Annotated in this window: 24 protein-coding genes, 1 riboswitch and 2 other annotated features (2 of these 27 running past the window's edge); of the genes, 9 read left to right on the plus strand and 15 right to left on the minus strand. The window is 39.9% G+C overall.

All coding sequences use genetic code 11. The features are described 5' to 3' along the window. Positions 1–31 (plus strand) — a binding site (T-box leader); it begins 216 nt to the left of the window's first position. A 41-nt stretch (positions 32–72) separates the two neighbouring features. From RZ78_RS05625 to RZ78_RS05640, 4 genes are all read left to right on the plus strand, one after another. Next, entirely contained in the window at positions 73–1,446 is a 1,374-nt protein-coding gene (locus RZ78_RS05625; protein WP_054608385.1) for an amino acid permease, read from the plus strand. Beyond that, positions 1,439–2,359 (plus strand): homocysteine S-methyltransferase, encoded by a 921-nt coding sequence (mmuM, locus tag RZ78_RS05630; protein ID WP_054608386.1) that lies wholly within the window; start codon positions 1,439–1,441, stop codon positions 2,357–2,359. Before RZ78_RS05625 ends, mmuM begins: the two co-directional genes overlap by 8 nt. Positions 2,360–2,434: 75 nt before the next feature. Next, positions 2,435–2,854 carry a hypothetical protein gene (locus RZ78_RS05635; RefSeq protein WP_054608387.1) on the plus strand — a complete coding sequence of 140 codons (420 nt, stop codon included), beginning with the start codon at positions 2,435–2,437 and terminating at the stop codon, positions 2,852–2,854. An 84-nt stretch (positions 2,855–2,938) separates the two neighbouring features. Beyond that, complete coding sequence (locus RZ78_RS05640; RefSeq protein ID WP_054608388.1) at positions 2,939–3,397, plus strand: Fur family transcriptional regulator; 459 nt, start codon at positions 2,939–2,941, stop codon at positions 3,395–3,397. Between the two features lie 56 nt (positions 3,398–3,453). On the opposite strand, the gene RZ78_RS05645 is transcribed toward RZ78_RS05640, so the two are convergent. The 7 genes from RZ78_RS05645 to lysA all read right to left on the minus strand — a co-directional run bounded on the left by RZ78_RS05645 (position 3,454) and on the right by lysA (position 10,673). Further along, positions 3,454–4,530 carry an aspartate-semialdehyde dehydrogenase gene (locus tag RZ78_RS05645; RefSeq protein WP_054605781.1) on the minus strand — a complete coding sequence of 359 codons (1,077 nt, stop codon included), beginning with the start codon at positions 4,528–4,530 and terminating at the stop codon, positions 3,454–3,456. Positions 4,531–4,629: 99 nt separating this feature from the next. Next, positions 4,630–5,811 carry an aminotransferase class I/II-fold pyridoxal phosphate-dependent enzyme gene (locus RZ78_RS05650; RefSeq protein ID WP_054608389.1) on the minus strand — a complete coding sequence of 394 codons (1,182 nt, stop codon included), beginning with the start codon at positions 5,809–5,811 and terminating at the stop codon, positions 4,630–4,632. A gap of 11 nt (positions 5,812–5,822) precedes the next feature. After that, complete coding sequence (gene dapB, locus RZ78_RS05655; RefSeq protein ID WP_054608390.1) at positions 5,823–6,581, minus strand: 4-hydroxy-tetrahydrodipicolinate reductase; 759 nt, start codon at positions 6,579–6,581, stop codon at positions 5,823–5,825. Continuing rightward, positions 6,581–7,495: a 4-hydroxy-tetrahydrodipicolinate synthase gene (gene dapA, locus RZ78_RS05660; RefSeq protein ID WP_054608391.1), complete on the minus strand. Its 915-nt coding sequence runs from the start codon at positions 7,493–7,495 to the stop codon at positions 6,581–6,583. Before dapA ends, dapB begins: the two co-directional genes overlap by 1 nt. A 1-nt stretch (position 7,496) precedes the next feature. Next, a complete protein-coding gene (locus RZ78_RS05665) occupies positions 7,497–8,642 on the minus strand; it encodes an N-acetyldiaminopimelate deacetylase (RefSeq protein WP_054608392.1) in 1,146 nt (381 codons plus the stop codon). Positions 8,643–8,646: 4 nt separating this feature from the next. Then, positions 8,647–9,351: a 2,3,4,5-tetrahydropyridine-2,6-dicarboxylate N-acetyltransferase gene (dapD, locus tag RZ78_RS05670; RefSeq protein ID WP_034532610.1), complete on the minus strand. Its 705-nt coding sequence runs from the start codon at positions 9,349–9,351 to the stop codon at positions 8,647–8,649. Between the two features lie 5 nt (positions 9,352–9,356). Beyond that, complete coding sequence (gene lysA / locus RZ78_RS05675) at positions 9,357–10,673, minus strand: diaminopimelate decarboxylase (protein ID WP_054608393.1); 1,317 nt, start codon at positions 10,671–10,673, stop codon at positions 9,357–9,359. 145 nt (positions 10,674–10,818) lie between these two features. Then, a riboswitch (Lysine riboswitch) is annotated at positions 10,819–11,003 on the minus strand. A gap of 178 nt (positions 11,004–11,181) precedes the next feature. Here lysA and RZ78_RS05680 point away from each other — a divergent pair. Then, entirely contained in the window at positions 11,182–12,549 is a 1,368-nt protein-coding gene (locus RZ78_RS05680) for an aspartate kinase (RefSeq protein ID WP_054608394.1), read from the plus strand. Positions 12,550–12,553: 4 nt separating this feature from the next. Continuing rightward, positions 12,554–13,525, plus strand: coding sequence for a diaminopimelate epimerase (gene dapF, locus RZ78_RS05685; protein ID WP_054608395.1), 972 nt, complete (start codon positions 12,554–12,556; stop codon positions 13,523–13,525). Between the two features lie 27 nt (positions 13,526–13,552). Here dapF and RZ78_RS07460 read toward each other — a convergent pair whose 3' ends face one another. Both RZ78_RS07460 and RZ78_RS05690 read right to left on the minus strand, forming a co-directional pair. Then, positions 13,553–13,852 carry a CHY zinc finger protein gene (locus RZ78_RS07460; RefSeq protein ID WP_081006924.1) on the minus strand — a complete coding sequence of 100 codons (300 nt, stop codon included), beginning with the start codon at positions 13,850–13,852 and terminating at the stop codon, positions 13,553–13,555. Between the two features lie 20 nt (positions 13,853–13,872). Next, positions 13,873–14,469 carry a hypothetical protein gene (locus RZ78_RS05690; protein ID WP_054608396.1) on the minus strand — a complete coding sequence of 199 codons (597 nt, stop codon included), beginning with the start codon at positions 14,467–14,469 and terminating at the stop codon, positions 13,873–13,875. A 101-nt stretch (positions 14,470–14,570) separates the two neighbouring features. Between RZ78_RS05690 and RZ78_RS05695 the strand changes: the two genes are divergently transcribed. Continuing rightward, on the plus strand, positions 14,571–15,977 hold the full coding sequence (locus RZ78_RS05695; RefSeq protein WP_054608397.1) for an MFS transporter: 1,407 nt from the start codon (positions 14,571–14,573) through the stop codon (positions 15,975–15,977). Between the two features lie 45 nt (positions 15,978–16,022). Here the strand turns inward: RZ78_RS05695 and ppcA are convergent, their stop codons facing one another. Both ppcA and RZ78_RS05705 read right to left on the minus strand, forming a co-directional pair. Next, positions 16,023–17,534: a phosphoenolpyruvate carboxylase gene (gene ppcA, locus RZ78_RS05700; RefSeq protein ID WP_054605790.1), complete on the minus strand. Its 1,512-nt coding sequence runs from the start codon at positions 17,532–17,534 to the stop codon at positions 16,023–16,025. Between the two features lie 13 nt (positions 17,535–17,547). Next, the gene (locus RZ78_RS05705) at positions 17,548–18,723 is read right to left on the minus strand and encodes an aminotransferase class I/II-fold pyridoxal phosphate-dependent enzyme (RefSeq protein WP_054608398.1); all 1,176 of its coding nucleotides are present in this window, start codon (positions 18,721–18,723) and stop codon (positions 17,548–17,550) included. A gap of 314 nt (positions 18,724–19,037) precedes the next feature. Here RZ78_RS05705 and RZ78_RS05710 point away from each other — a divergent pair, with 314 nt between their 5' ends. Beyond that, a complete protein-coding gene (locus tag RZ78_RS05710; protein ID WP_054608399.1) occupies positions 19,038–19,721 on the plus strand; it encodes a VIT1/CCC1 transporter family protein in 684 nt (227 codons plus the stop codon). A 12-nt stretch (positions 19,722–19,733) separates the two neighbouring features. Continuing rightward, positions 19,734–20,426, plus strand: coding sequence for a VIT1/CCC1 transporter family protein (locus tag RZ78_RS05715; RefSeq protein WP_054608400.1), 693 nt, complete (start codon positions 19,734–19,736; stop codon positions 20,424–20,426). A gap of 39 nt (positions 20,427–20,465) precedes the next feature. Here RZ78_RS05715 and RZ78_RS05720 read toward each other — a convergent pair whose 3' ends face one another. The 4 genes from RZ78_RS05720 to RZ78_RS05735 are packed head-to-tail and all read right to left on the minus strand — an operon-like array spanning position 20,466 to position 24,269. After that, positions 20,466–21,629 (minus strand): ArgE/DapE family deacylase, encoded by a 1,164-nt coding sequence (locus RZ78_RS05720; RefSeq protein ID WP_054608401.1) that lies wholly within the window; start codon positions 21,627–21,629, stop codon positions 20,466–20,468. Positions 21,630–21,643: 14 nt separating this feature from the next. Beyond that, positions 21,644–22,336 carry a methionine ABC transporter permease gene (locus tag RZ78_RS05725; RefSeq protein WP_034532587.1) on the minus strand — a complete coding sequence of 231 codons (693 nt, stop codon included), beginning with the start codon at positions 22,334–22,336 and terminating at the stop codon, positions 21,644–21,646. A 3-nt stretch (positions 22,337–22,339) separates the two neighbouring features. Next, the gene (locus RZ78_RS05730; RefSeq protein WP_054608402.1) at positions 22,340–23,410 is read right to left on the minus strand and encodes a methionine ABC transporter ATP-binding protein; all 1,071 of its coding nucleotides are present in this window, start codon (positions 23,408–23,410) and stop codon (positions 22,340–22,342) included. A gap of 34 nt (positions 23,411–23,444) precedes the next feature. Continuing rightward, the gene (locus RZ78_RS05735) at positions 23,445–24,269 is read right to left on the minus strand and encodes a MetQ/NlpA family ABC transporter substrate-binding protein (protein WP_054608403.1); all 825 of its coding nucleotides are present in this window, start codon (positions 24,267–24,269) and stop codon (positions 23,445–23,447) included. Between the two features lie 82 nt (positions 24,270–24,351). Beyond that, positions 24,352–24,536, minus strand: a binding site (T-box leader); it runs 50 nt beyond the window's last position.

Raw genomic sequence — 24,536 nt, forward strand, 5'->3', positions numbered from 1 at the left:
AAGGTGGTACCGCGAAGCATTCGCCCTTTTTGTAAGGGCGGGTGCTTTTTTTATTTCTAAGGAGGTTTATTTATGAGTTCGCATCAGTTTTCAAAAAATCTAAAAGCCAGAAATCTTATCACCATGTCACTAGGTGGTGTGATAGGAACTGGTATCTTCATGAGTACCGGATACTCAATCCAAACTGCAGGTCCAATTGGGACCATTTTCGCCTACGTGATTGGTTCAATTCTGGTCTGTATGGTAATGGCATGTCTGGGTGAATTATCCGTTCACGATCCAAACACGGGAGCATTTCATACATACGCAAGTAAATACATAAATTCCGGTGTTGGTTTCATTACCGCCTGGATGTATTGGTTAACCTGGACAATTGCGCTGGGTTCTGAATTCATCGCCCTTTCAACGATTGGCCAACAATACTTCCCAAGCATCCCCGTTTGGGGCTTTAGCCTAATCTTCACCGTTATCATTTTGTTATTAAACATTATCAACATGAACCTATTTTCTTCCAGTGAATTCTGGATGTCATTGATTAAGGTACTTGCGTTAGTCGTATTTTTAGGCCTTGGGATTCTAATCATCTTTAAGATTATTCCAATTCACCACACCCATTTCAAACCATTCTTCGGACAACTAACCGCTAATGGGATTTTTCCAAATGGTTTAATCCCCGTTATCTCAATCGTGCTATCAGCCAACTTCGCCTTCTCAGGGGCGGAAATGATTGCCGTCGGTGCCGGTGAAAGTCAAAACCCAGAAAAGACAGTGCCACAATCCATCAAGCACACCCTAATCATCTTGGTAATTTTGTTCATCGGAACCATCGTGGCGTTGGGTTCCATCTTGCCACAAAGTGATTCATCACTCGCACAAAGTCCATTTGTAACTATCTTATCCAATATCAACATTCCATACGCGTCAGACATCATGAACCTAATCCTCTTTATCACCATCTTTTCCGGTGCTAACTCGGGAGTCTACGCTGCTTCTAGAATGCTTTGGTCACTAGCCGACAAGAACACCCTACCAAAGGGATTGGCAAAATTATCCAAAAACGGGATTCCGGTCTATGGATTAATTCTAACCATTGCCGGTGGATTATTAGCATTGTTCTCAAGCATCTACGCACCAAACACTGTTTATCTTGCATTAACCGCGATTTCAGCGTTTGCCGTTGTCTTCGTCTGGTTGGTGATTGGTTGGGCCCACTTCAACTTCAGACGCCAATTTATTAAGGCTGGTCACTCCACTAGCGAGTTGAAATACAAAGCACCACTATTCCCACTCCTACCAATTTTAGTCATCATCATCTGTTTGCTTTCATTGGTCGGAATCGCGTTTGACCCCAACCAACGTATCGCCATCATTATCGGAGTGCCATTCGCCATCATCTGCTACATCTGGCACGCATTAGTATATAGAAAGAAGGATCATCATGAATAAAGTAACTAATTGGATTAATCAACAAGACCACATCTTAATCGACAGCTCCATGTCAACCGGTTTGGAAGAACGTGGCTTAAAACTAAACTCAGACCTATGGACCGCAGCTGCCTTAGAATCACACGAAGACCTAATTGTCGACGTTCACAAAAAGTACTTTGACGCCGGGTCATCAATGACTACGACTAACACATACCAAGCCAGTGTGCCTGGTTTGGTCAAGGCCGGATACAGTGAAGATCAAGCCATCGCATTAATTAAAAAAGCCGTCGAATTAGCCGACCGTGGCCGCAATGAATCAACTAATCCTAACCCCAAGTGGCTATTGGGCGGTGTCGGCCCTTACGGTGCCTTTCTGGCCAACGGTTCAGAATACACTGGTGACTACTCATTGACCGATGAAGAATACATCGCCTTTCACGAGGGTCGTATCAAGGCCATGGTAGAAGCTGGCATCGATGTGTTAATCTTGGAAACATTCCCTAACATCAACGAACTAAAGTCAATCACCGAATACACCAAGCAATTCGATATTCCGGTGATTGTGGCGGCGTCATTGAGGGATGAATCACATCTAGCAGATGGTAGCTCACTAACCGATGTTGCGTCATTCTTGGAATCACAAGAACACGTGATTGCTTATGGTTTGAACTGTACCAAACCACAACTAGTGACCCCTGCTCTAAAGGTGTTGAAACAAAGTCACCCTGCGCACAAACCTTTCATCGCCTTTCCTAACTCTGGTGCGACCTACAATCCAGAAATTAAGGAATGGAATCACGACGATTTATCATTTGAAGAATTCGACGAACTAATTGCTCAATGGTTCGACTTAGATCTTAAGTTTGTCGGTGGCTGTTGTTGCATGACAGAAGCCCAAGAACAACACATCTACGAGAAGTTTTTCAAGTAGTTTTCTCGGCTGATTTCTTTGAAATTTAGTTTTTCTCTACTATAATAAAGGCTAGTAAATTTAAGGAGACTTATTATGCGTAGTTTTGAAGGATTAAGACCAATCATCACTGAACACTTTTATATGGATTGGTTAACAGAATTTAAGCTTCAATCAGTAATTGATTTTCAAAAGCAACAAGATGAAAAAGCAGATATCATGAGCACTTCCAACTTTATCAATGCCATCATGAACGACATCATGAGTCAAAAGGGCTTGCTATGGGGTGTCATGGATAAGGAAACTAAACATTTCGTCGGTGTCGCTGGTATCTCAAACCTACCAAGCGATGCTCCAATCGTCTACGTGAATGTTTTAAACATTTCTACTGATGCCGAATTAGAATTAATTAGACGAATTGTCCAATTCAAGCATCAATACTGGCCTGACAAGACTTCTCAATTCAACATTTCACCATTAAATGATGAAATTAAGGCCGCAATTGACGCTTTATAGTTGATTTTATTTGCTTTATTTACTTTTTAATCTTATTATTAGGATAGAATAGTTATAAAGTAATAATCAAAGGAGGTAGAGTGTTTGTCTAACGAAATGTACGAAAAGGCCTTAGAAGCCTTACGCAATAATAATGTAAGAATTACACCTCAAAGACAGATTATCCTAAAGTATTTAATTAATCATGATAATCACCCTTCCGTAGACACTATCTACGAAGCTTTGAAGCAAGAATTTTCTAACCTAAGTATTGCAACCATTTACAACACGTTACAATTATTTGAAAAGTTAGATATTATCATTGCACTACCTGCTGAAGATGGTGGAATTAGATATGATTTCTTCGGTTCTCCTCACTTCCACGCTATTTGTGATAATTGCGGTGAAATCGAAGATATCGACTTCCCTAACTATAAGCAATTAAAACAAGAACTAGCCAAGGAAGCGATGGATCAAGCCGGTTTCCAAACCAACAAGATTCATATTGAAGTCTTTGGTCTTTGCAAGAATTGCAGAGAAGAATTAACTAAAAAAGATAATTAATAACAACAAAAAAGAGTCACATTCAATCGAATGTGACTCTTTTTATTTTTCCTTTTTTAACCACGGTAGTAGTCTTCTGGGACGCGAACTAAATCACGCTTTACTAATTCTTCAGCGTTTTGAACAGTGTTCCAAGCGGCACCCTTTAACAAGTTATCCGCTACCACCCACATGTTAAAGCATCCAGGATTTTCTTGGTCTGCACGAATGCGACCAACGAAAGTTGAACGCTTGCCTTCTGCGGTAATTGGTTGTGGATATACTTGATGATCTGGATCGTCTTGTAGGACTGCACCATCGAATTGATCGATAACGCGTTGAATATCTTCCTTAGTAGCTGACTTGTCTTCTACTTCGAAGTATACTGATTCACCGTGAGAAATGGCAACCGGTACACGAACACAGGTAGCGTTAACCTTGATGCCAGTAGCATCCATGTCGTTTAACATAATCTTCTTAGTTTCGTGAACCATCTTCCATTCTTCATGAGTAGAACCGTCTTCTTCAAAGACGTCAATTTGTGGTAATAAGTTAAATGCTAGTGGATAGTGCTTCTTATCACCCTTGGTAGGTAAGATGTCTGCGCTCATTTCCTTACCATCTAGGTAGTCTTGAGCTTGGCCGTAAAATTCATTTAATGCTGATTGTCCAGCACCTGAAGCGGCTTGGTAAGTGGATACAACGATTTGGCTTAAACCAAACTTTTCAAAGACAGGTTGTAAGGCAACCACCATTTGAATGGTTGAACAGTTAGGGTTGGCAATAATTCCGCGATGGTTAGCTAATTGATCAACGTTTACTTCTGGAACAACTAGTGGGACATCTGGGTCCATACGGTATGCACTGGTGTTATCGATACATACAGCACCGCGCTTTACAGCTTCTGGTAGGAACTTCTTGGAAGTACTACCACCGGCTGAAGCTAGCACAATGTCGACTCCTTCAAATGAATCTGGAGTAGTTTCTTCAACTTCGATTTCTTCACCCTTGAATTCAATCTTAGTTCCAGCTGAACGGCTTGAAGCAAGTAACTTCAAGTTCTTAACTGGGACGGTGGAGTCCTCTAGTTGTCTGACCATTCTCATACCTACTGCACCTGTTGCTCCTAAAATTGCTACGTTATACTCTCTCATTTTTTACAAACCTCACTTTTTATCTATTTTGAATAGACATCTGTCTTTTATATGCATACACTTTATTATTAATATACTTTATTTTTCAGATTTGTCAATTCATTTTCCTAATAATTGAATAAATTTATTTAGTCGATCAAGACCGGCTGTTAGTTTTTCTTCACTAGCGGCGAAGGAAATTCTGATGTAGCCTTCACCACTCTTGCCAAACATGCGACCGGGAATTACCCCTAGGCCAACCTTTTCGGCTAGATCTAAACCAAATTGATAGTCATCTTTACCATAACTATCATCGATTTTGATGAAACAATAGAATGTTGATGTTGGCATCACGTATTCAACACCCATTTCGTCTAACCTATTTGAGACTAAGTCACGACGTTTTTGATAAATTGCCTTAGCTTCATAGGCGTCTTCTTGACCGTTTGTCATTGCTTCTAGCGCTGCGTCTTGCACGTTGTCGGCAACACAGGTCACCATGTAGGCGTTAATCATTTTAACTCGTTGCATAATTTCGCTTGGACCACATATGTATCCAAAACGCCATCCTGTCATCGCATGTGATTTTGATAAACCATTGATGTATAGCACTTGGTCTGGAATTTCGCGTGCTAATGAGTAATGGTCGTGATCAAAGGTTAATTCACCGTAAATTTCATCTGAAAGTACCCAGATTGGTGATTTTGCGATAACTTGTCCTAACTGTTTAACTTCGTCTGCGGTGTAAGATACACCGGTTGGATTATTAGGGTCGTTAATTACTAATGCAACGACACCTGGATGTTGTTTTAGGGCATCTTCTAGCAATGCTGGTGTCAATTTAAAACCAGTGTTACTGGTATCAACATCAACCGCGTGACCACCCAAGATTTCAATGATTGGTTCGTACAATGAAAAGATTGGGGTTGGAATGATAACTTCATCCCCTGGGTTCACGATTGCTTGTAGCGCTGAATAAATTGATTGAGTCGCACCGTTGGTAACCACGACTTCTTCAGCATCGTATTCTAGGTTCCAGCGGGTAGATAAGTAATTGGTAATTGCTTGTCTTAATTCGACCTTCCCAGCTTGGGCTGAGTAATGTGAGTCATTGTCGTTAATTCCTTGAATCGCAGCTTGTTTGATATGTTCAGGGGTATCTAAATCAGGTTCCCCTAAAGTTAACTTGATTAAGTCTTCGTTTTTTGAAATCGTGTCATCGAAATGACGAATTCCAGATGGTGCGATTCCGTTTAAACGGTGGTTATAAGTTCTCAAAAGCTGTGGATTGGTTCTTGGCATACAATCACTTCCTACAAAATATTTTCTAAACCATCGACTAAGCCGTGTAGTTCTGGAAGCTTTTCTAGTGCTACCCATACCCCTTGCATGAATGATTCACGATCAAATGAATCTTGTCGAATGGTTAATGCTTCACCGGGACCACCGAATAATACTTGTTCGTGGGCCACGTAACCAGGTAGTCGAACAGCATGAACGGGAACACCCTTGTAGTACATCCCTCTAGCTGGTTCATCTTCTTGGTTGATGTTGTCACCTTGTTTGGTTTCACTCATCATGTCGACTGTGTGAATGGCAGTCCCTGATGGTGAGTCAGTCTTGTCTTCGTGGTGCATCTCAATTACTTCTACATCTGAGAAGTATTTAGCAGCTTGTTGAGCAAATTGCATTAATAGGACTGCTGATAAACCGAAGTTAGCGGCGATTAGACCGTTGACGTTTTCACCGTCAGCTAGACTGATTAGTTCTTGTTTTTGGTCTTCTGATAATCCACTGGTCCCAACGATTGGTGAGATTTGATGTTCAATTGCGTATTTGATGTTATCGAAGACAACGTTTGGTTGAGTGAAATCAATCCAGACATCGTAGTCACCTTCGATTGCATCTAAACTGTTAAAGACTTTAACATCGTCAGATAGGTTGTAGTCACTTGGGTTCACGTCAGTTTTAGTGGTTAGAATCCCTGTGATGTCGTATCCTGGTTTATCCGCTAGTAAATGAACCACCTTTTGGCCCATTGATCCGGTTGCTCCTGCTAGAAAAATATTCATTAGTTTCTCATCTCCAAACCTAAATCATGTAGTAATGCGTCTTCTGGTAGTTCCAAATGACGCGCTAAGTTTCTGCGTTCTTCGTCATCCAATGGCAAGATTGGTAGACGGCATCCACCAACTGCAAAACCTTGTGCGTTTAACACGGCCTTAACTGGTGATGGTGATGGATACATGAATAATGCATTCATACGTGGGGTTAACCATCTTTGTAGTTCACCGGCATGACGGTAATCTCCGTTTTCTAATGCTTCATACATTTCACGCATTTGAGCGCCATAGATGTGTGAAGCTACGGAAATGATTCCATCTGCGCCGATAGCCTTGGCGAATAGTGATTGAGCATCTTCACCACTGTATACGTGGAAAACATCTTCGGTATGGTCAACCAAGTATTCTAGGTCTTCCATTGATGTACATTGCTTTACACCGATGATGTTTTGGTGGTGTGATAGTTCAACGACTGTGTCGTTAGCCATGGTTACTCCGGTTCTGCCAGGGATGTTGTAGATGTAAATTGGTAGTGTTGCTTGATCAGCAACTGAGGTAAAGTGAGCAATCATTGAACGTTGGTCGGGCTTGTTGTAGTAAGGAACAACTACTAACAAGGCGTCGATACCGTCGATGGTTTGCACTTGGCGGTTAAATTCGATGGTCGCTTCTGTGTTGTTACTACCGGTTCCGGCGATTACGTATGCGCTATCGCCAACCATTTCACCGAATCGAGTGTATAGTTCAATCTTTTCTTCAGTGGTAAGTGTTGGTGTTTCACCTGTGGTTCCACCAATCACAAATCCACGACTGCCATTTTCTAGACAGTGTTGAGTGACTCTTTCTAATGCAGCGTAATCAATGTTGCCATTGTCATCAAACGGTGTGATGATGGCGGTCATAATATCAATATTTTGTGTCATTTTAATCGTCTTCTCTCATTTCGAATTCTAAAAATGAACTAATTGCGTTAATGCCCTTTTCAATGCAGCTTTCATCAGGATTGAAAGTGTCGGTGTGAAGTGCTGATGTGTTACCAACACCTAGCCAAAACATGGTTCCATCGAAGTGATGAAGAATGTAACCGAAGTCTTCTCCGGTCATTGCTGGCATTGTGACTGTGAAATCCACATCTGGATTTGCTTGCATAAAGTTCATAAAACGGTCGGTCAACTTTTGGTTATTGTTAACTGGGTAGTAACCACCTTGGTTGATATCAACCTTCACTTGGCAGTTGAACCCAACTTCAATTCCCTTACATATTTCAATAATTCTGGTCTTAACAGTTTGAATCATTTCTTGGTTCAAACCACGAATTGTTCCTTTAATATCTACCCTACCGGCAATTACGTTTCTGATGGTTCCACCGTTGATTTGGCCAAAGGTTAGTACTGCTCCTTGGATTGGATCAACGTTTCTTGAAACGATGGTTTGTAGTTGGGTGATTAGCATTGCTGAAGCCACCACCATGTCGTTTGCTTGGTGTGGATAAGCAGCGTGCCCACTCTTACCGATTAAGGTAATGTCGACTTCACTGGTTCCGGCAAACAAGGTTGGATAACAGCATCCAATGGTTCCGGCTGGTAGTTCTGGCGTGTCGTGTAATCCGTAGAATTCATCGACATGCCAATCACCTGAAAATAGGTTACTGTCGACTGCTACCTTGGCGCCACTTTCACTTTCTTCAGCTGGTTGGAAGAAGAAAATCAAGTCGTCAACTGGTTGGTGTTGAGCAAAGTGTTCCAACAACCCGATTGCAACCGTCATGTGGATATCATGTCCACAGGCGTGCATCACATCATCGTGCTTTGATGAAAACTCTAACCCAGTTTTTTCACTAACCGGTAGGGCATCCATATCACAACGGTAACCAATGGTTTTACTTGAATTGCTTCCGTGAACCTTTACCAAAATCGCAGTTGGTAATTGTTCTGGAGTAAAAACTTCCATATTATCTGTAGCAAATTCGTTGATTAATTCTAATAGGTATTGATGGGTTTGACTTTCGTGCATCGCCAATTCTGGAATCTGATGCAAGTGGCGTCTCACCGCAATTAAATCTAAGGTCATATCATCACAACTTTCTTAGTGCGTCTTCTAATTGAGTCTTTCCCTTGGTTTGATCGTCAATATCTTTAATTTTTCGTGCTGGGTTTCCGGCAACTAATGTGTTTGGTTCAACGTCGTGTAAAACAATTGATCCGGCTGCAACAACGGCACCTTCACCAACGTGAACTCCTTCGATTACAACGGCGTTAGCACCGATTAATACATTGTCGTCAATGCGAACTGGAGTAGCTGAAGCTGGTTCGATTACACCTGCTAGGACTGCACCGGCACCGATGTGACTGTGCTTACCAACGATGGCACGTCCTCCCATGACAACTCCCATATCAATCATGGTGTCTTCACCGATTTCACAACCGATATTAATAACGGCACCCATCATGATAACGGCACGGTCACCAATCTTAACTTGGTCTCTGATAGTAGCACCGGGTTCGATACGAGCGTTAACGTTTTTGATGTCTAATAATGGTACGGCTGAATTTCTAGCATCGTTTTCCAATTCGTATTCAGTCACTAAATCTGACTTCAAAATTGGTTCGATGTCTTTCCAGTCTCCGAAGACGGTTGCGCTTTGATCATTTCCGAATACCTTTACTGATTGTGGAAAATCAATTTGTGCAATTCTTCCATTAATATATGCCTTAACTGGTGTCTTCTTTTCTGCGTTTTGAATGTAGCTAATAATTTCTTGTGCGTTTAGTTCTGCCATAATAATTAATCTCCTAATTCTAAGTTATTATCTAGTTCGTATAAGTTTTCAAATGATTGACGCTTTGTTACTAATTGAGCCTTACCCTTTTCAACAAAGACAATCGCTGGCTTTAGGTTCAAGTTGTAGTTGGAAGCCATTGAGTATCCGTAAGCTCCGGTATCTAAGACAGCGACAACGTCACCGGCGTTTAGACTTGGCACGGATGCGTTCTTGATTAAGACGTCTCCTGATTCACAGTACTTACCAACTAAGCGAACCTCTTCAACTGGTTGTGCGCGTGGGTTGTTTGCTGAAACAACTTCGTATTCTGCATCGTATAACATTGGTCTGATGTTATCGCCCATTCCTCCGTCGACTGCGACGTATGGCTTGATTCCGTCGACTCTCTTTTGTGATCCAACGGTGTAAAGGGTTAAACCGGCTGAACCGACAATGCTTCGACCTGGTTCAATCCAGATAGCTGGAATTTGTAGGTTATATTGACAGGCTTGTTCCTTAATGGTGTTGATGATACTTTCAACAAACTTTTCAGGAGCTAGATAGCCGTCGGTTGAAACATATTGAATTCCAAATCCGCCACCCAAGTCCAAGACTTCAGTAGTGAAGTCGTATTCTGTGTTGAACTTGTTAGCTAGTTGCATCATCTTAACAGCTAATGCGTTGAAACCATCTGGTGATGAAATTTGTGAACCGATGTGAGCGTGAAAACCTAATACGTGAACTCGTGGGTTCTTATGTAGTAGTTCAAACCCTTCTTCAACCTGGCCAGATGCAAGATCAAAACCAAACTTGCTATCGACCTGACCTGTTTGGATAAATTCATGAGTATAAGCTGTAATTCCTGGAGTAATTCTCATGATGACGTTGGTGGTTTCATCCAACTCTTCAACGACTTGGTTGATTAGTTCGATTTCATGGAAGTTATCAACCATGATGACACCGACGTGATTTTGAATTGCTAGTCTTAATTCTTCTAAAGACTTGTTGTTACCGTGGAAACTCATCTTTGCTGCTGGGAAACCGGCATGCAAAGCAACTGCAATTTCACCTCCGGAAACAACATCGATATGTCCGCCCTCTTGGTTCACCAATTGATACATCGCTGTATTGGCGAATGCCTTACTGGCGTATGAAATTTCGTAATCAATATCGTTTTGTTCAAAAATCTTATTGAATTGATGGAATTGATCACGGATAGCTGAAACGTTGTAAACCATCAATGGAGTACCAAATTGGTGAGCAAGTTCAACTGCATCGCAACCATCTATCTGCAAATGTCCATCTGCATTAATGTCATTATCTGTAATTTGATTTGTCATAATAAACAGCCTTTCTAATCGAATGATCTTTAGGTCGTTTTAAACTCGACAGATTGAAAACAAAAAAGGTTCTTTTGGATGAGTGGGCACACTATCCAAAAGAACCTTTAAAATTTTTATTAATCAATTTCTAATTTTAGGATTCAATTGTCGAAAGCGCTCCACAAGACATATTTTCTTGTGACAGTCCGTGCATTCTTCACACACGTCCCAGAAAATGATCTCTGCAAAAAATCATTAACTTCGGCAAGTTCACCTTTCAATAAAGCTCGTAGTCATTGCAGTGACTGACTTTATCTACTAATCTCGCTTGCGACCTCTTCGATTACTTTTAATAATATTCTAATAGTTGGATTACGTCAAGGAGTTTTTTAAATAAAATTTTTAAAGTTTTTTTTTACCATATGAGCGACTTAAATTTCGTTAAAATTTCAAAAATGATAGCTTGTCTAATTATTTTTTAATGTTAAAATACAAATCAATAATTTAAGATTGCGAGTTGATTTACATGTCCAAGTTAGTAAAATTTGGTGGAAGTTCACTAGCCAATAGCGAACAATACGCCAAGGTTATAAACATCATTTCAGAAGATGAGCAACGTAAAGTCGTTGTCGTTTCCGCTCCCGGAAAACGCTTTGATGATGATGTCAAAATCACAGATTTATTAATTCAATACGCAACCCAAGTAATCAACAAGGAAGACTATCAAGCTACCCTAGATGAAATCATTAGCCGTTACGCTGAAATTGCGAACGCCTACGAAGTTGATGAAGGTGAATTTGCCGGCATCAAGGACACATTCACCAACCTAGCAAAGAACGATTACAAAGACGACGAATACCTAATGGCCGCATTCAAGGCCAATGGTGAAAGAATGAACGCTAAGTTGATGGCAGCGGTATTAAACAGTCGTGGAATAAAGGCTCGTTTCGTCGATCCTAAGGAAGCTGGAATCGTTTTAGACGACATTAATCCAAACGCAGCTAACCTACTTGATGAGACCTATACCAATTTAGAAAACTTCGAATATTCTGACGATGAAAAATTAGTTTTCCCTGGTTTCTTTGGATACACCAAGGAAGGAAATATCGCTACATTCGCTCGTGGTGGTTCAGACATCACTGGTTCAATTGTCGCTACTGGTTTACATATTGATGTATACGAAAACTTCACCGACGTTAGTTCCATCTATGCGATTAACCCCCACCTAGTGGATAACCCATACCCAATTACTAAGATGAGTTATCGTGAAATGCGTGAATTGGCCTACGCAGGTTTTTCAGTCTTTAATGACGAAGCAATCATTCCCGCCATCAAGGGTCACGTGACCATCAACGTTAAGAATACTAACCGTCCAAACGACAAAGGAACATTGATTGTCCCAGAAGACGAAGTAAAGCATTCACACGTCATCACCGGGATTTCAGCCGATGATCGTTTCTCAGCTTTATACCTTCACTCATACCTATTAAACAAGCAAATTGGTGCTACCTTAACCATCCTTTCCATTTTCAAGAAGTACGGGATTTCATATGAACACATGCCATCAGGGATCGATGACTTGACTATCATCTTCGATAGAAACCAAGCTTCCGATGACACTATTCATGCCTTATGTAAGGAAATTTCAGAAGCCATCCATCCTGACAAACTAGAATGGATTCACAACTACGCACTAATCATGGTAGTTGGTGAAAACATGGCCGTATCAGTTGGTTCAATCAGCCAAATCATCAAGCCATTAGCCGAAAAGAAGATTCCAATTAACATGATTAACCAAGGTGCTTCCAAGATTGCGATTATGATTGGAATCGACCAAGAATACACAGATGAGGCTGTTGTAAGCATCTACAACCAATTCTTCAAGGAGGATTAATATTATGACAAAGTTACATTATGTACACGGTTCAGAGAACCATTTCTTCTTATTGGATGTCGATGAACTAAAAGATTCACTAGATGACACTCAATTAAGTCATCTAGCCCAAAAGCTAGCACAAAGCGACGTTTTACCATACTCAGATGGTTTGTTAGTCGTTGATCACTCAGACCATGCTGAATGCATCGGTCAAATGAAGGTCTTTAACTCTGACGGAAGCGTTGCTTCAATGTGTGGTAACGGTCTTCGTTGTGTTGGCCGTTACTTAGCCGAAAAATTCAACCAAACTGACTTTAAGGTCCAAACCATGCAAGCAGATTTAAACGTCCACGTCTTTGACGACATCGCAAAGGGTGTTTCATGGGTCGGCGTTCAAATCGCTCCAGTTAAATTTGCACCCGCAGATTTACCCTATACCAATTTAGATTTTGACCAAATTATTAACGAAGAAATTCCAGTATTTAGTGACCATCTAAAGTTCACTTCAATGGCTGTTCCTAATCCACACCTAATTAGTTTTGTCGAAGATGATAACGATTTAGAAGAACCCCTATTCAATCTAGGAACTTATCTAAACCAACCAAACGACTACTATCCAGACGGCGTCAACGTTAACTTCGCCAAGATTTTAGGTAAGAACAAGATCTTCGTTAGAACTTTCGAACGTGGTGTTGGTTTCACCAACGCCTGTGGAACCGGAATGTCTGCCACTTCAATGGCATTTGCGATGAACTACCCCGAATTAGTCGACGTTAACGAACCAATCGACGTCTTCAATCCCGGTGGTAAGGTCCAAACTAGAGTCCACACCGAACCCGACAACCGTTGGATTCAACTAATGGGAAACGCGACATTCGTTGGTTACATTGAAGCAGACGAAGTCGACTTATTATCTCAACCAATTCAAAACAACTTAAAAGAATCCGGTGAAGAAGCTGATTACCTCGCTTTCATCGATACCATTAAGCAATAAAAAAAGACTAGCTGATGCTAGTCTTTTTTAGTCTTTAAAGTATAAATGTTCATGTAGTTCGCATTTCGGATTAAACTGTGCAAAGCAATATGGACAGACCTTATCTTGGTATTGTTGAAAGGTTAGTTTGTGTTTACAACGGCCGCACATGACCGGCTTAGTATCCTTGGTACTAATTGGCACAAAGTCGTGATCAACCACTAAATTATGGCATTGATAACACGCAAAGTATTGGTGACACTGACCACATTCCATGGCCGCAATGTCGTGAGGCTGATGGTAGTGAATGCAGCGACCATCACTATCTAATTGAATTCCGTAAATCATCGAATCATCTCGATTTCTGTTTATTTATTATTTGATTCTGGTTTTTTTAACAAATACTGCTCGTATAAATGATTGTTCTTACTCAAGAAGTTAATCTCGGTGGTCTTATTAATTCTAATTGTCGTATTACAGTTCTCGTGCTCATTTAAATCAGCAAGGTACTCGGATTCATTGAGCGTCATGACGTTGTCGGTTAATAGGACAATCTTGCCATGCTCGACGTATTCGCCCTCTAATACGCAAACGCTTATCACCTTTTCGGCCTCAAAGCAGTTCAATAAGACCTGTTGGATTGTGTTGGCGTTAAATGTATCCCACTGGTTCATTAAATGATAAGGATCGTATAAATCACTTTCCATATTCTGTTCAATATAGGAATTCAGCATGTCGGTATAAGCAGTTTCATACCTTATTTCTAAAATGTCACTTTTTAAAAATGCTGTCACTGTGTCTAACGCACCATTCAAATCGATGGTCTTCACAACAACAAAATCACCTAAGTCTTTTAAAAAATAACCTAATGAAAAGCTGTCTAATTCATATCCATCCCTGGATTTGAAGTACCATTCAGCTAATCGGCTATCTCCGATATATTCATCGTTTGTGACTATGTCCATGGCGACACCTTCTTTTTATCATTTACGATACTATACTCCATAATTTTTCTTTTGTCGCTCATCTGATACAATTAATATTATCAATTAAAGGAAGTGTACATATGAATCGCAAACAGTTTTTCATCATCCTGTCAGTGGCATTAGTTTCCTTTCTAGGAACCGTTGACATGAGTATCGTAAATACCGCTTTACCGCAGATATCTAAAGACCTACATATTCCAATGAACCAAGCAGAATGGATATCTTCAGCCTACTTAATTCTTATCTGTATGTCGCTTATTTTATTCGGTAAACTAGGGGATCAAATCAGCAAGGCGAAAATATTTCAACTTGGAACTTTAATCTTTACCATCAGTTCACTAATCTGTGGACTTTCGGAAAACTTAATTATCTTATTGATTGCTCGTTGTCTACAAGGGCTAGGTGCTTCCATGACCATGGCAACTAATTTGGGAATTATCACCGAATCGGTACCGTTTAACCTTCGTGGTCGTGCATTAGGAATCAACACCACCATCGGTCAGCTAGGATACATTGCCGGTCCTGCCGTTGCCGGAATTATTCTTTCCATCGCTAATTGGAACTGGATTTTCCTATTCAACGTGCCAATCGGCATCTTTGCCTACGTCTTTGGTGAATTCGTCTATCAAAAGAAATCAATGAAGGAACGCCAAGTCATTCATATCGATTGGCCAGGCTTCATTATTTTGGCCGTCTTAATCGGTTTATTCTTTATTGGTATATTTACTGGTCAACAAATTGGCTTCGCTAATACCAGCGTTATTTTGGCATTTATCGCTAGCCTAGTTCTACTAATCGCATTTATCGTAGTAGAACGTCGTGTTGACGATCCAATTCTAGCATTGAGCCTATTTAAGAACCCCGGTTTTTCAATCAGTATCATCGCTTTGATGTTCATGTACATCATCATCTACTTCAATAACGTCTTGCTTCCTTTCTACATTCAAGACACCTTAAAGTTCTCACCATCACACACCGGACTACTAATGAGTGTCCTACCGGTGGTAAACGTCTTTACCGCCTACTTAGGTGGTGTGCTATGTGATAAGTATGGTGCTGTCATTATGTCACTTCGTGCTTCACTTTTTTTTGTGGCTGCCGAAGTCATTTTTGCCATCATGCAACCTAACTGGACATTAATGGTCATGCTATTAGGATTCGTGGTCTTCTCCACTGCCAACGGTTTATTCCAAAACAACCCAATGGTAATGGAAAACGCAACCAAGGATCAACAAGGCATTGCCGGTTCAATCTTAGCGTTAAGTCGAAACATTGGTTTCACCCTGGGATTATCAATCTCGACATCAATCCTATACGGTGCAATGAGCTTTAAGAACGGAAAAAAGATTACCACCTACCCATTTGGTAATGATTCCCTATTCGTTTATGGAATGCACTTCACCTACTGGGTTGCAGCAGTAATCATGTTAATTGTTACTGTCATGTTAATCTGGCTATTAAAACACAATCAAAATAAATACGCATAATAAAAAAGCTAGTGAGTAAATTCTCACTAGCTTTTTTGTTTGGAATTAACCTAAGAAATGTCTTAGACGTCCCATCTTTTCAATTAAGATTTCACGAACTTCTTGGTCATCAATACGAACTAAATCGTTTGCTAACTTAGCGTGTTCTTTTTCTTCTTCGTTAGTAGGGCCAGCCTTGATGTCGAATGCATCTTCGATGGCTTGGATATCTTCTTTAACACCCTTCCATGCAGCATTCTTTTCGATTAATGACTCTAGAGCATCAGCACTGTAGTACTTCAAGACATGAGCAAAGTCATGCTTCATGTTTGGATAGTATTGCTTCAATGCTCTGATTTCATCATCAGTTAATTGGCTTAACACACGACCAGTACCTAATACTTCAGGTGGAACCCCAACTGAGTATAGTGAACCAGTAAATGTGATGGCTCTTGGCATCTTGTATCCATCAACATCTCTAGAGTATCCGATGATACCAACGTGTTGGTGTCTATCACGACGCTTAGGGAATGAATCAAAGACTGATTGTAAGTCGTTGATTAGTGGATCTAGAGTTTCATGGTATTGTTTTGCCGCCTTATCAGCAACTGATAACAATGTCTTTTGGTCATCGTCGTTGATGATTCTAAAGGCATTGTGTTGTAGACCATCACGTAACTTAGCTACAGCTGGTTTTACAACAGTTTCTAAGTCAAAGTCATATCTGAATGCTGATTGGATGGTAGCAGTCTTTAGACCTGGGAATTCTTCTAGGTATCTGTCGACCATTAGTGGAGATAGTCCCCCTCTAAAGATGGCACTACCAGTACCTGCGATTGGGTATACATCGATCCCTGTTTCGTTTTCGAATTCACCTAATTTAGTTAGGGCTAACTTGTTACCAATGATACTGTTTAAGAAACCATTTGATAAAGCTGAATCTGATCCGGCTAAGAACACACGTAGGTATGTTAAGTCTTCGCCAAATTCGTCTTTGTAAATTTCAACGTACTTCTTCAAAATGTCTGGAGCGTTAAATTGAGCTTCAAAACTTTCGAATAATGGAATCATTCTTAAGCGGTCGTTGTTTTCGTGACCATTTTCAAATTCCTTTGATTTGAAGTGAGCTAAGCTTGAGAATTTTTCTTCCATGTTAACCAATTGTTCAGCTGTTCTAGCCATTGGTAAGATTGCTTCGAACAATGGACGGTCTTTGAAACCTAAGTCTTGAGCAAAATCTTCAGCTAATAAGATAGTAGTCATAGCTTGCATTAAGCTGTAACCAGTTTCTTCCCAGATGTTTGGTAAACGGAAAGTTAAGAACTTGTCGTTACCAAGTGGATGTTTACTGAAGTAATCGTAATGTTCAGAATACAAGCGATCAATTACGGAAGAGTCAGCATGTTTTCCTTCCCAATCCCACATATATTCATCTGCATCTAATGTGGAATAGTTTTGATACGCTTCGTTAATTTCATTGAATGCGGACACGAACTTGTCGTTATCGTTCTTAAAAAATGGAACGTTAGCGTTGTCCGGGTGTTGAGTCCCCATGATGTTTGGAATTCTTCTGTCCATGTTAATTACCCCTTTATTTCATAAAAATTTGTAATCGTTTTAGCGCTTCTAAAATAACTTCTTTAGATGAAGCATATGACAATCTAATGTAACCTTCTCCACCAGGTCCAAATGCACTACCTGGAATAACACCAATCTTAGCTTTCTTAGCTAATTCTAGTGCAAAGTTTTCATCGTCTTTACCGTATTGTGCTGGAATCTTGGCGAACATGTAGAATGCTCCCTTTGGTTCTGGCATTGAGAAACCTAATTCAGTTAAACCTTTGTATAAGATATCTCGTCTTTCTTGGTAAATCTTAGCCATTTCAACTGGATCATTTTCACCGTTGATCAATGCTTCAGCCGCCGCAACTTGGGCAGAATTTGTAACTGATGTAACTACGAACGCGTGAACCATTCCAACCTTCTTAATGAATTCTGCTGGTCCACAAATGTATCCAACTCGGTAACCTGTCATCGCATGTGATTTTGATAAACCACTTAGATAAATTGTTTGTTCAGGTAACATGTTGGCAATTGAGTAGTGCTCTACTCCATATGTTAAGTCGCTATAGATTTCATCTGATAAAACATACATCGGATGTTGTTTAATTACTTCTGCAAGTCCGGCTAAGTCTTCTTTAGAATATTCAACTCCGGTCGGATTACTTGGATAGTTCAATAGTAAGGCCTTCACTGAGTCACCATGTTCATCTAGGATGGCCTTTAGTTTTTCTGGTTTTAAGATGAAGTCGTCTTCAGATACATCGACCTTAATGACTTCTCCACCTAGGATTTCGATAATTGGGAAGTATAAAGCAAAAGTAGGTGTTGGAACGATTACCTTATCTCCCTTATTAATAATTGTTTGAAATGTTGAGTATAAGGCTTCTGTGGCACCAACTGTCACAATCACTTCACTATCAGCATCATATTTTAAATCGTACTTATTTGATAAATGATTGGAGATTGCATCTCGCAATTCTTTTTTACCAGTTTGATCAGCATAATGGGAATCGTTATTCTTAATGCTATCGATTCCTGCTTGTTTAACGTGTTCTGGAGTATCCAAGTCTGGTTCTCCAATTGTCAATTTAATTAAACCATCAATGGAAGAAATCTTTTTATCAAAGCTTCTAATTCCTGATGGAGCTAATGCATTCAATCGTTGGTTATGTCTACCAACAAGTGATGATGATAAGTTGGGCATTACAATTCCTCCTAAATATGCAAAAAAGGACCAATTGATTGTTTCTAATCAATTAGTCCAATTTTCAATGAGCATCATATTGTTAAATACTATAATATAACTTCATTAAAATTACAATATAATTTTTAATCATTTTCTAATTTTATCGATCATATAAGATATTGATATATCAATATCTCAGATAAATATTTTGTTAGTTATTGAAAAAATAATTGTTCGGTAGTACCTTAAAAATGAAGGGTTTACTTTATAAAAAAAGTGAATTATAATTATTATTAATTAATAACCATTCTAAACTAGAAAGGGCCTTCAATATGAAAAAACAAACTTTAGCACAACGTATTAATATCATTCGTGCCGGTGTGATGGGTTCTAACGACGGAATCCTATCGGTTGCCGGTATTGTTATCGGTGTTGCCGGTGCCACTAGCAACACCTTCTCAATTTTTATTTCAGGGATTGCCGGCATGATTGCCGGAACCGTTTCAATGGCCATGGGAGAATATGTCTCAGTTAATTCTGAAAGTGATTCTCAAAAGAACGCCGTTGAAAGACAAAAGGTTGCCTTAAGAGACAACTATGACTCAGAATTCAAAATCGTCAAAGAAAAGTACATGAATAGTGGTATCTCAGACGAACTGGCTACTAAAGCCACTACCGAAATGATGAACAAAGACGCTTTGGTGACAACCGTTCGTGAAAAATACGGTTTCAACGTCAACCAATTCACCAGTCCATACGCGGCTGCCATCGCGTCAATGATTTCATTTCCAACCGGATCAATCCTACCGCTAGTCGCTATCTCCCTTTTCCCTGCTAACATCAAGGTTGTAGCAACATTTATCGCGGTTCTAATCGCCCTATCGCTGACCGGGTACGCCGCCGCAATGTTGAGTAACGCCAACCGTTTGAAATCAACATTAAGAAACGTCGCATCCGGAATGTTAACCATGCTAGTAACCTATCTAATCGGTTTGCTAGTCGGAAGTCTAGCCTAGGGAGGAATAACAATGGAAAAGAAAAAACAAACCGCCACAATGGACGAAAAGCTAAACACCCTTAGAGCTGGGGTATTGGGATCTAACGATGGAATTCTTACCGTCGTTGGTGTCTTGTTCTCAGTTGCCGTGGCCACACCAAACATCTTCACAATTTTTATCGCCGGGTTATCAGACCTATTAGCCTGCGCCTTCTCAATGGCATCCGGTGAATACGCATCCGTTAGTTCACAACGTGACGCCGAAAGCTCATCGGTAGAAAAGGAACGTTACCTATTAAAGAACGATCTAGCAGGTGAAAAGAAGATTGTTCAAGAATTCTACATGAGTCGTGGAATTACCGAGGAAACCGCCAAAGAAATCGCCGATGAATTGATTGCTAAAAAGCCATTGGAAACAATGGTTAGCATCAAGTACAACATCGAGTTAAACCACTACATGAATCCGTGGTCTGCAGCATTCTCATCCCTATTTTCAGCCGCACTAGGTGGATTATTCCCACTTCTTGCAATGAGTCTAACTACTGGAATTTACCGCTGGCCAGCGACGATTTTAGCAGTTATCGTCTCAGTTGGTCTAACTGGTTTTATGAGTGCCAAACTGGGTGACGGTAAGGTTAAGGTCGCAGTAATCAGAAACATTATCATTGGAATTCTAACCATGATCATTCACTATGCCATGGGGAAATTAATGAACGAATTCTAAAATAAAAAAGCCCAAGCATCTTCGCTTAGGCTTTTTTATTTACTTTAAATAGTTAATTGCAATTTGTTTATATAGACGTATGAATGAATAAAATGATTCTAAATCAACGTATTCATCCGTTTGGTGCGCAGTGTCATTTCCGGGGCCTAGGATGATAACATCCAGGTCTTGATTACGTTCCTTAAATTGAGAAGCATCGGTTCCCATTGATAAAGTCTTCAAATCAAGTTTGTTGCCCAGGATTTCTTCACTGGCAGCTTGAGCAGCGTTCACAATTGATGAATGTGCATCGTTTTTGACTGGATAACCACTGAAGTTTACTTCTAGTTCTAGGTTATAGCCATCCTTTTGGTTAAATGAATCAATCAATTCTTGCAAATCAGCAATGATTTGATCGTTATTTAATTGTGGAATGGTTCTAACCATGACCTTTTGATAGGCAAAGTCAGGAATTGAGTTAACCTGTTTACCACCCTCAAAGATATCAGGTGTGTAGATGGTCTTACCCAAAGTATCATCCTCACCGGTTTGTTTAACAAAGTATTGCTTTTCTGCCTGGCGATAGTTGATAAGGTTATCAATCGCATCGATTCCTAATTCTGGTGTAGAGCTGTGAGCTGCCTTTCCGACACTCTTAACGGTGTAAATAAGTGCTCCCTTGTGAGCATAGACAATATAATGGTGGTTTTGATTGCTTTGTCTTTGACCGGTTGGTTCACCAATCACGATTGCATCGACGTCATCAACATCCCCTCTCTTTGAAAGGAAGTTGGCACCACCCTGGGTTAATTCTTCAGAGATGGTTGCTAGAAATCTTAGTTGACCGGATAAGTCAGCATGTTCTTCTTTTAACTCGATTAAAGCAATGACCTGAGCTGCTAGACCAGACTTCATGTCAGTCACACCACGACCATAAATCTTGTCGTCTTCGACATATGGAATAAATGGATCGTGGGTCCAATCGTCCAAGTTGTTTTCGTGAACGGTATCCTCATGACCAGCAAAGGCCAAAACCTTTTTCGAAGAACTACCAATGTGAGCAACTAGATTACTTCTATTATCAAATTGGTCCACAATTTCACTTGCGATTCCGTGCTTTTTAAATAGTTGGCTTAAATAATCTGCGATGTCTCTTTCGTTGGCATCTACCGTATTAAAGGCGACTAGGTCCTTTAATACCTGTAATTGTTCTTCTTTTTCCATTAGTATCTACCTTCTTATTTTGCGTTTTCGTGATCAGTTAATCTGGCTAAGATATCACCGATAATTTGAATGACGAATACCAAAATCAAAATTAAGATTAATGATACAAAGGTAACGTCATTTTCATATCTTTGGTAACCAACCATGACGGCTAGGTTACCAAGTCCACCACCGGCAACGGTACCAGCCATTGCAGTTAAACTGATTAGACTAATTAATGTTACCACGGATGAACGAATAATTTTAGGTAATCCTTCCTTTAGATATACTCTAAAAACAATTCCCCATGTTGATGAACCCATGGCTTGGGCTGATTCAACGATTCCACTATCCACGTCTAGTAGTGCGTTTTGCACTTGTCGGGCGTAGAAAGGAATGACGGCGATTACCAATGGAACGATACAAGCGGTGGTACCGATTGCAGTTCCAACGATAATTCTGGTGAATGGAGCAATCACAGCTAATAGAATAATGAAGGGAATGGCACGGAAGAAGTTCACAATCTTATCTAGAACAGTGTAGAAGGGAATATTTTCACTGATTCCTTCTGGTCCAGTTAAGACTAGTAAAACACCGATAAACAAACCGATTATTCCACCAATTAGTGCTGTTACGAATGTCATGTACAATGTTTCGATTGTGGCTTGTTCAAAGTCTGGAATCATTGTCATCACGTTTGGTAAGTAATGTGTTAAAAATGAACTCATCTGCTATCCCTCCTTACTATTTCTGATTTTTTCTTGATCCAAATTGATGTTGGTTAAATGAACATCCTTTGAAGCAAGGTATTCTTTGATTTCTTTGATAGTTGATTCTTCAGCATCGATTGCGATAATCAAGTTACCTAATGGCACGTTTGAAATGAATTCAATGTTTCCATATACGATGTTAGCGACGGCACCAAACTTTTGATACAAATCAACGATGATTGGTGTTTCAGTAGAAGCACCGATGTAATGCAATCTGAATAGTTGTTGATTACGTGATAATTCAACAAAATGTTCTTGAGCACTTAGTGTGTCTACTGCTTCTTTCACGTTGTTGGTGGTATCGATAAAGTCTTTGGTTAATTGTGTCTTAGGGTTACTGAAGACCTCTAAGATACTTCCTTTTTCGACCACTTTACCAGTGTCCATGACAGCTACCTTATTACATAGTGACTTAACTACGTCCATTTCATGGGTAATTAAGACAATCGTAACTCCTAGTTCTTTGTTAATCTTCTTTAGTAATTGCAAGATTGCTTGCGTGGTCTTTGGGTCCAACGCACTGGTTGCTTCATCACTAATTAGGATTTGTGGATTATTTGCCAAAGCTCTGGCAATGGCCACTCTTTGTTTTTGTCCACCAGATAGTTGGGCTGGGTAGAACTTTTCCTTCCCATTTAGACCAACTAGATTGATCAAACGTTGAACACGTTTTCTTCTTTCTTCATTTGAAGTCTTAGTTCCAACCATTGGGTATAGAATGTTATCTTCAATTGTTCTTGCGTTCATTAAGTTAAAGTGTTGGAAAATAAATCCAATGTTCTTTCTTAATTGACGAATTTGCGCATGGCTAAATTTATCAATATCTTTGTTATCGATAATCACTTTTCCGGCACTTGGTTTTTGCAGGTGGTTAATTACTCGTACTAGAGTACTCTTACCAGCCCCTGAATAACCAACGATACCGTAAGCGTCACCCTTTTCAATTTGTAGCGATACGTCTTGTACCGCCTTTGAAACTTGGTGTTTTTGCTTAAAGGTGACATCGATGTGCTCTAGACTAATTTGTGCCATAGTTTCACCTCTACCTCTATTTTGTTTCTAAACCTTACTTGTTGAAGTTGATGTCCCATGCAGGAATGTCTTCACCCTTGTAAAGTTTCTTTAAAAGATCCTTAGTAGCTTGAGTTTGGTAAGCTTTTACAACCTTCTTGTAGTACTTGTTGTTAGCTTCACTCTTGTTAGCTGAGATGATGTTGATGTATGGGATTGAATCCTTGTTAGTTGGTTCCTTAAATAGAACATCCTTTGAACTTAGGTTTGAATCTAATGCAAAGTTACCGTTAACAACAGCAGCGTCTTCGTCAGATAGAGCTCTTGGAGTTTGGGCAGCATCTAGAGGAACAATCTTTAGGTGCTTCTTGTTTTCACTAATGTCACTTGGAGTTGGTAGTGAAGTGTTCTTTAGCTTGATTAGACCGGCACTAGCAAGTAGCTTTAATCCACGAGCTTCGTTAGTAACGTCGTTTGCAACAGCAATTGATGCGCCATCTTTAAGATCCTTTAGGCTTGAAACCTTCTTGGAGTATAGAGTTAATGGAGTAAAGATAGTCTTACCAATAGCAACAATCTTAGTGTGGTGAGCAGTGTTCCAGTTGTCTTGGAATGCGTAGTTTTGGAATGCGTTAATGTCTACTTCTTTGTTAGTTAAAGCATTGTTTGGTTGTGAGTAATCAGTAAATTGAACTAATTGTAAATCAACGCCTTCTTTTTTAACACGTTGTTGAACAGCTTTCCAAACACGTGTGTCTCCACCCATGATACCAATCTTAACTGTGTGTCCTGAATCCTTACCACAACTTGCTAAAAGGGTTAGTGGTAATACCAATAAAAATGTAAAAGCCAATAATAATTTCTTGTAATTCTTCTTCATAAGAATAACCTCCTAAAAAATATAAATGTATGTAACGGAATTTTTAACTTAGCCAACAAAAAAACTCCGCTTCTAGATTAAATCTAGAAACGGAGTTCCGTGGTACCATTCTAATTCAGCGGAAGCTTGCACTCCCACCCTCAATAACGTCTATATAAACGCGTGCAATTAATAATGGTTGCCACCCCATCATCGCTTAATTATCAGCGATGCCAAATTACAGGCCATATTCATTATCTTCTGATTCATTCACTTTCAGCAAACGTG

It is taken from the genome of Apilactobacillus kunkeei, from assembly GCF_001308195.1.
In the GTDB taxonomy this organism is placed as follows: Bacteria; Bacillota; Bacilli; order Lactobacillales; family Lactobacillaceae; genus Apilactobacillus; species Apilactobacillus kunkeei_C.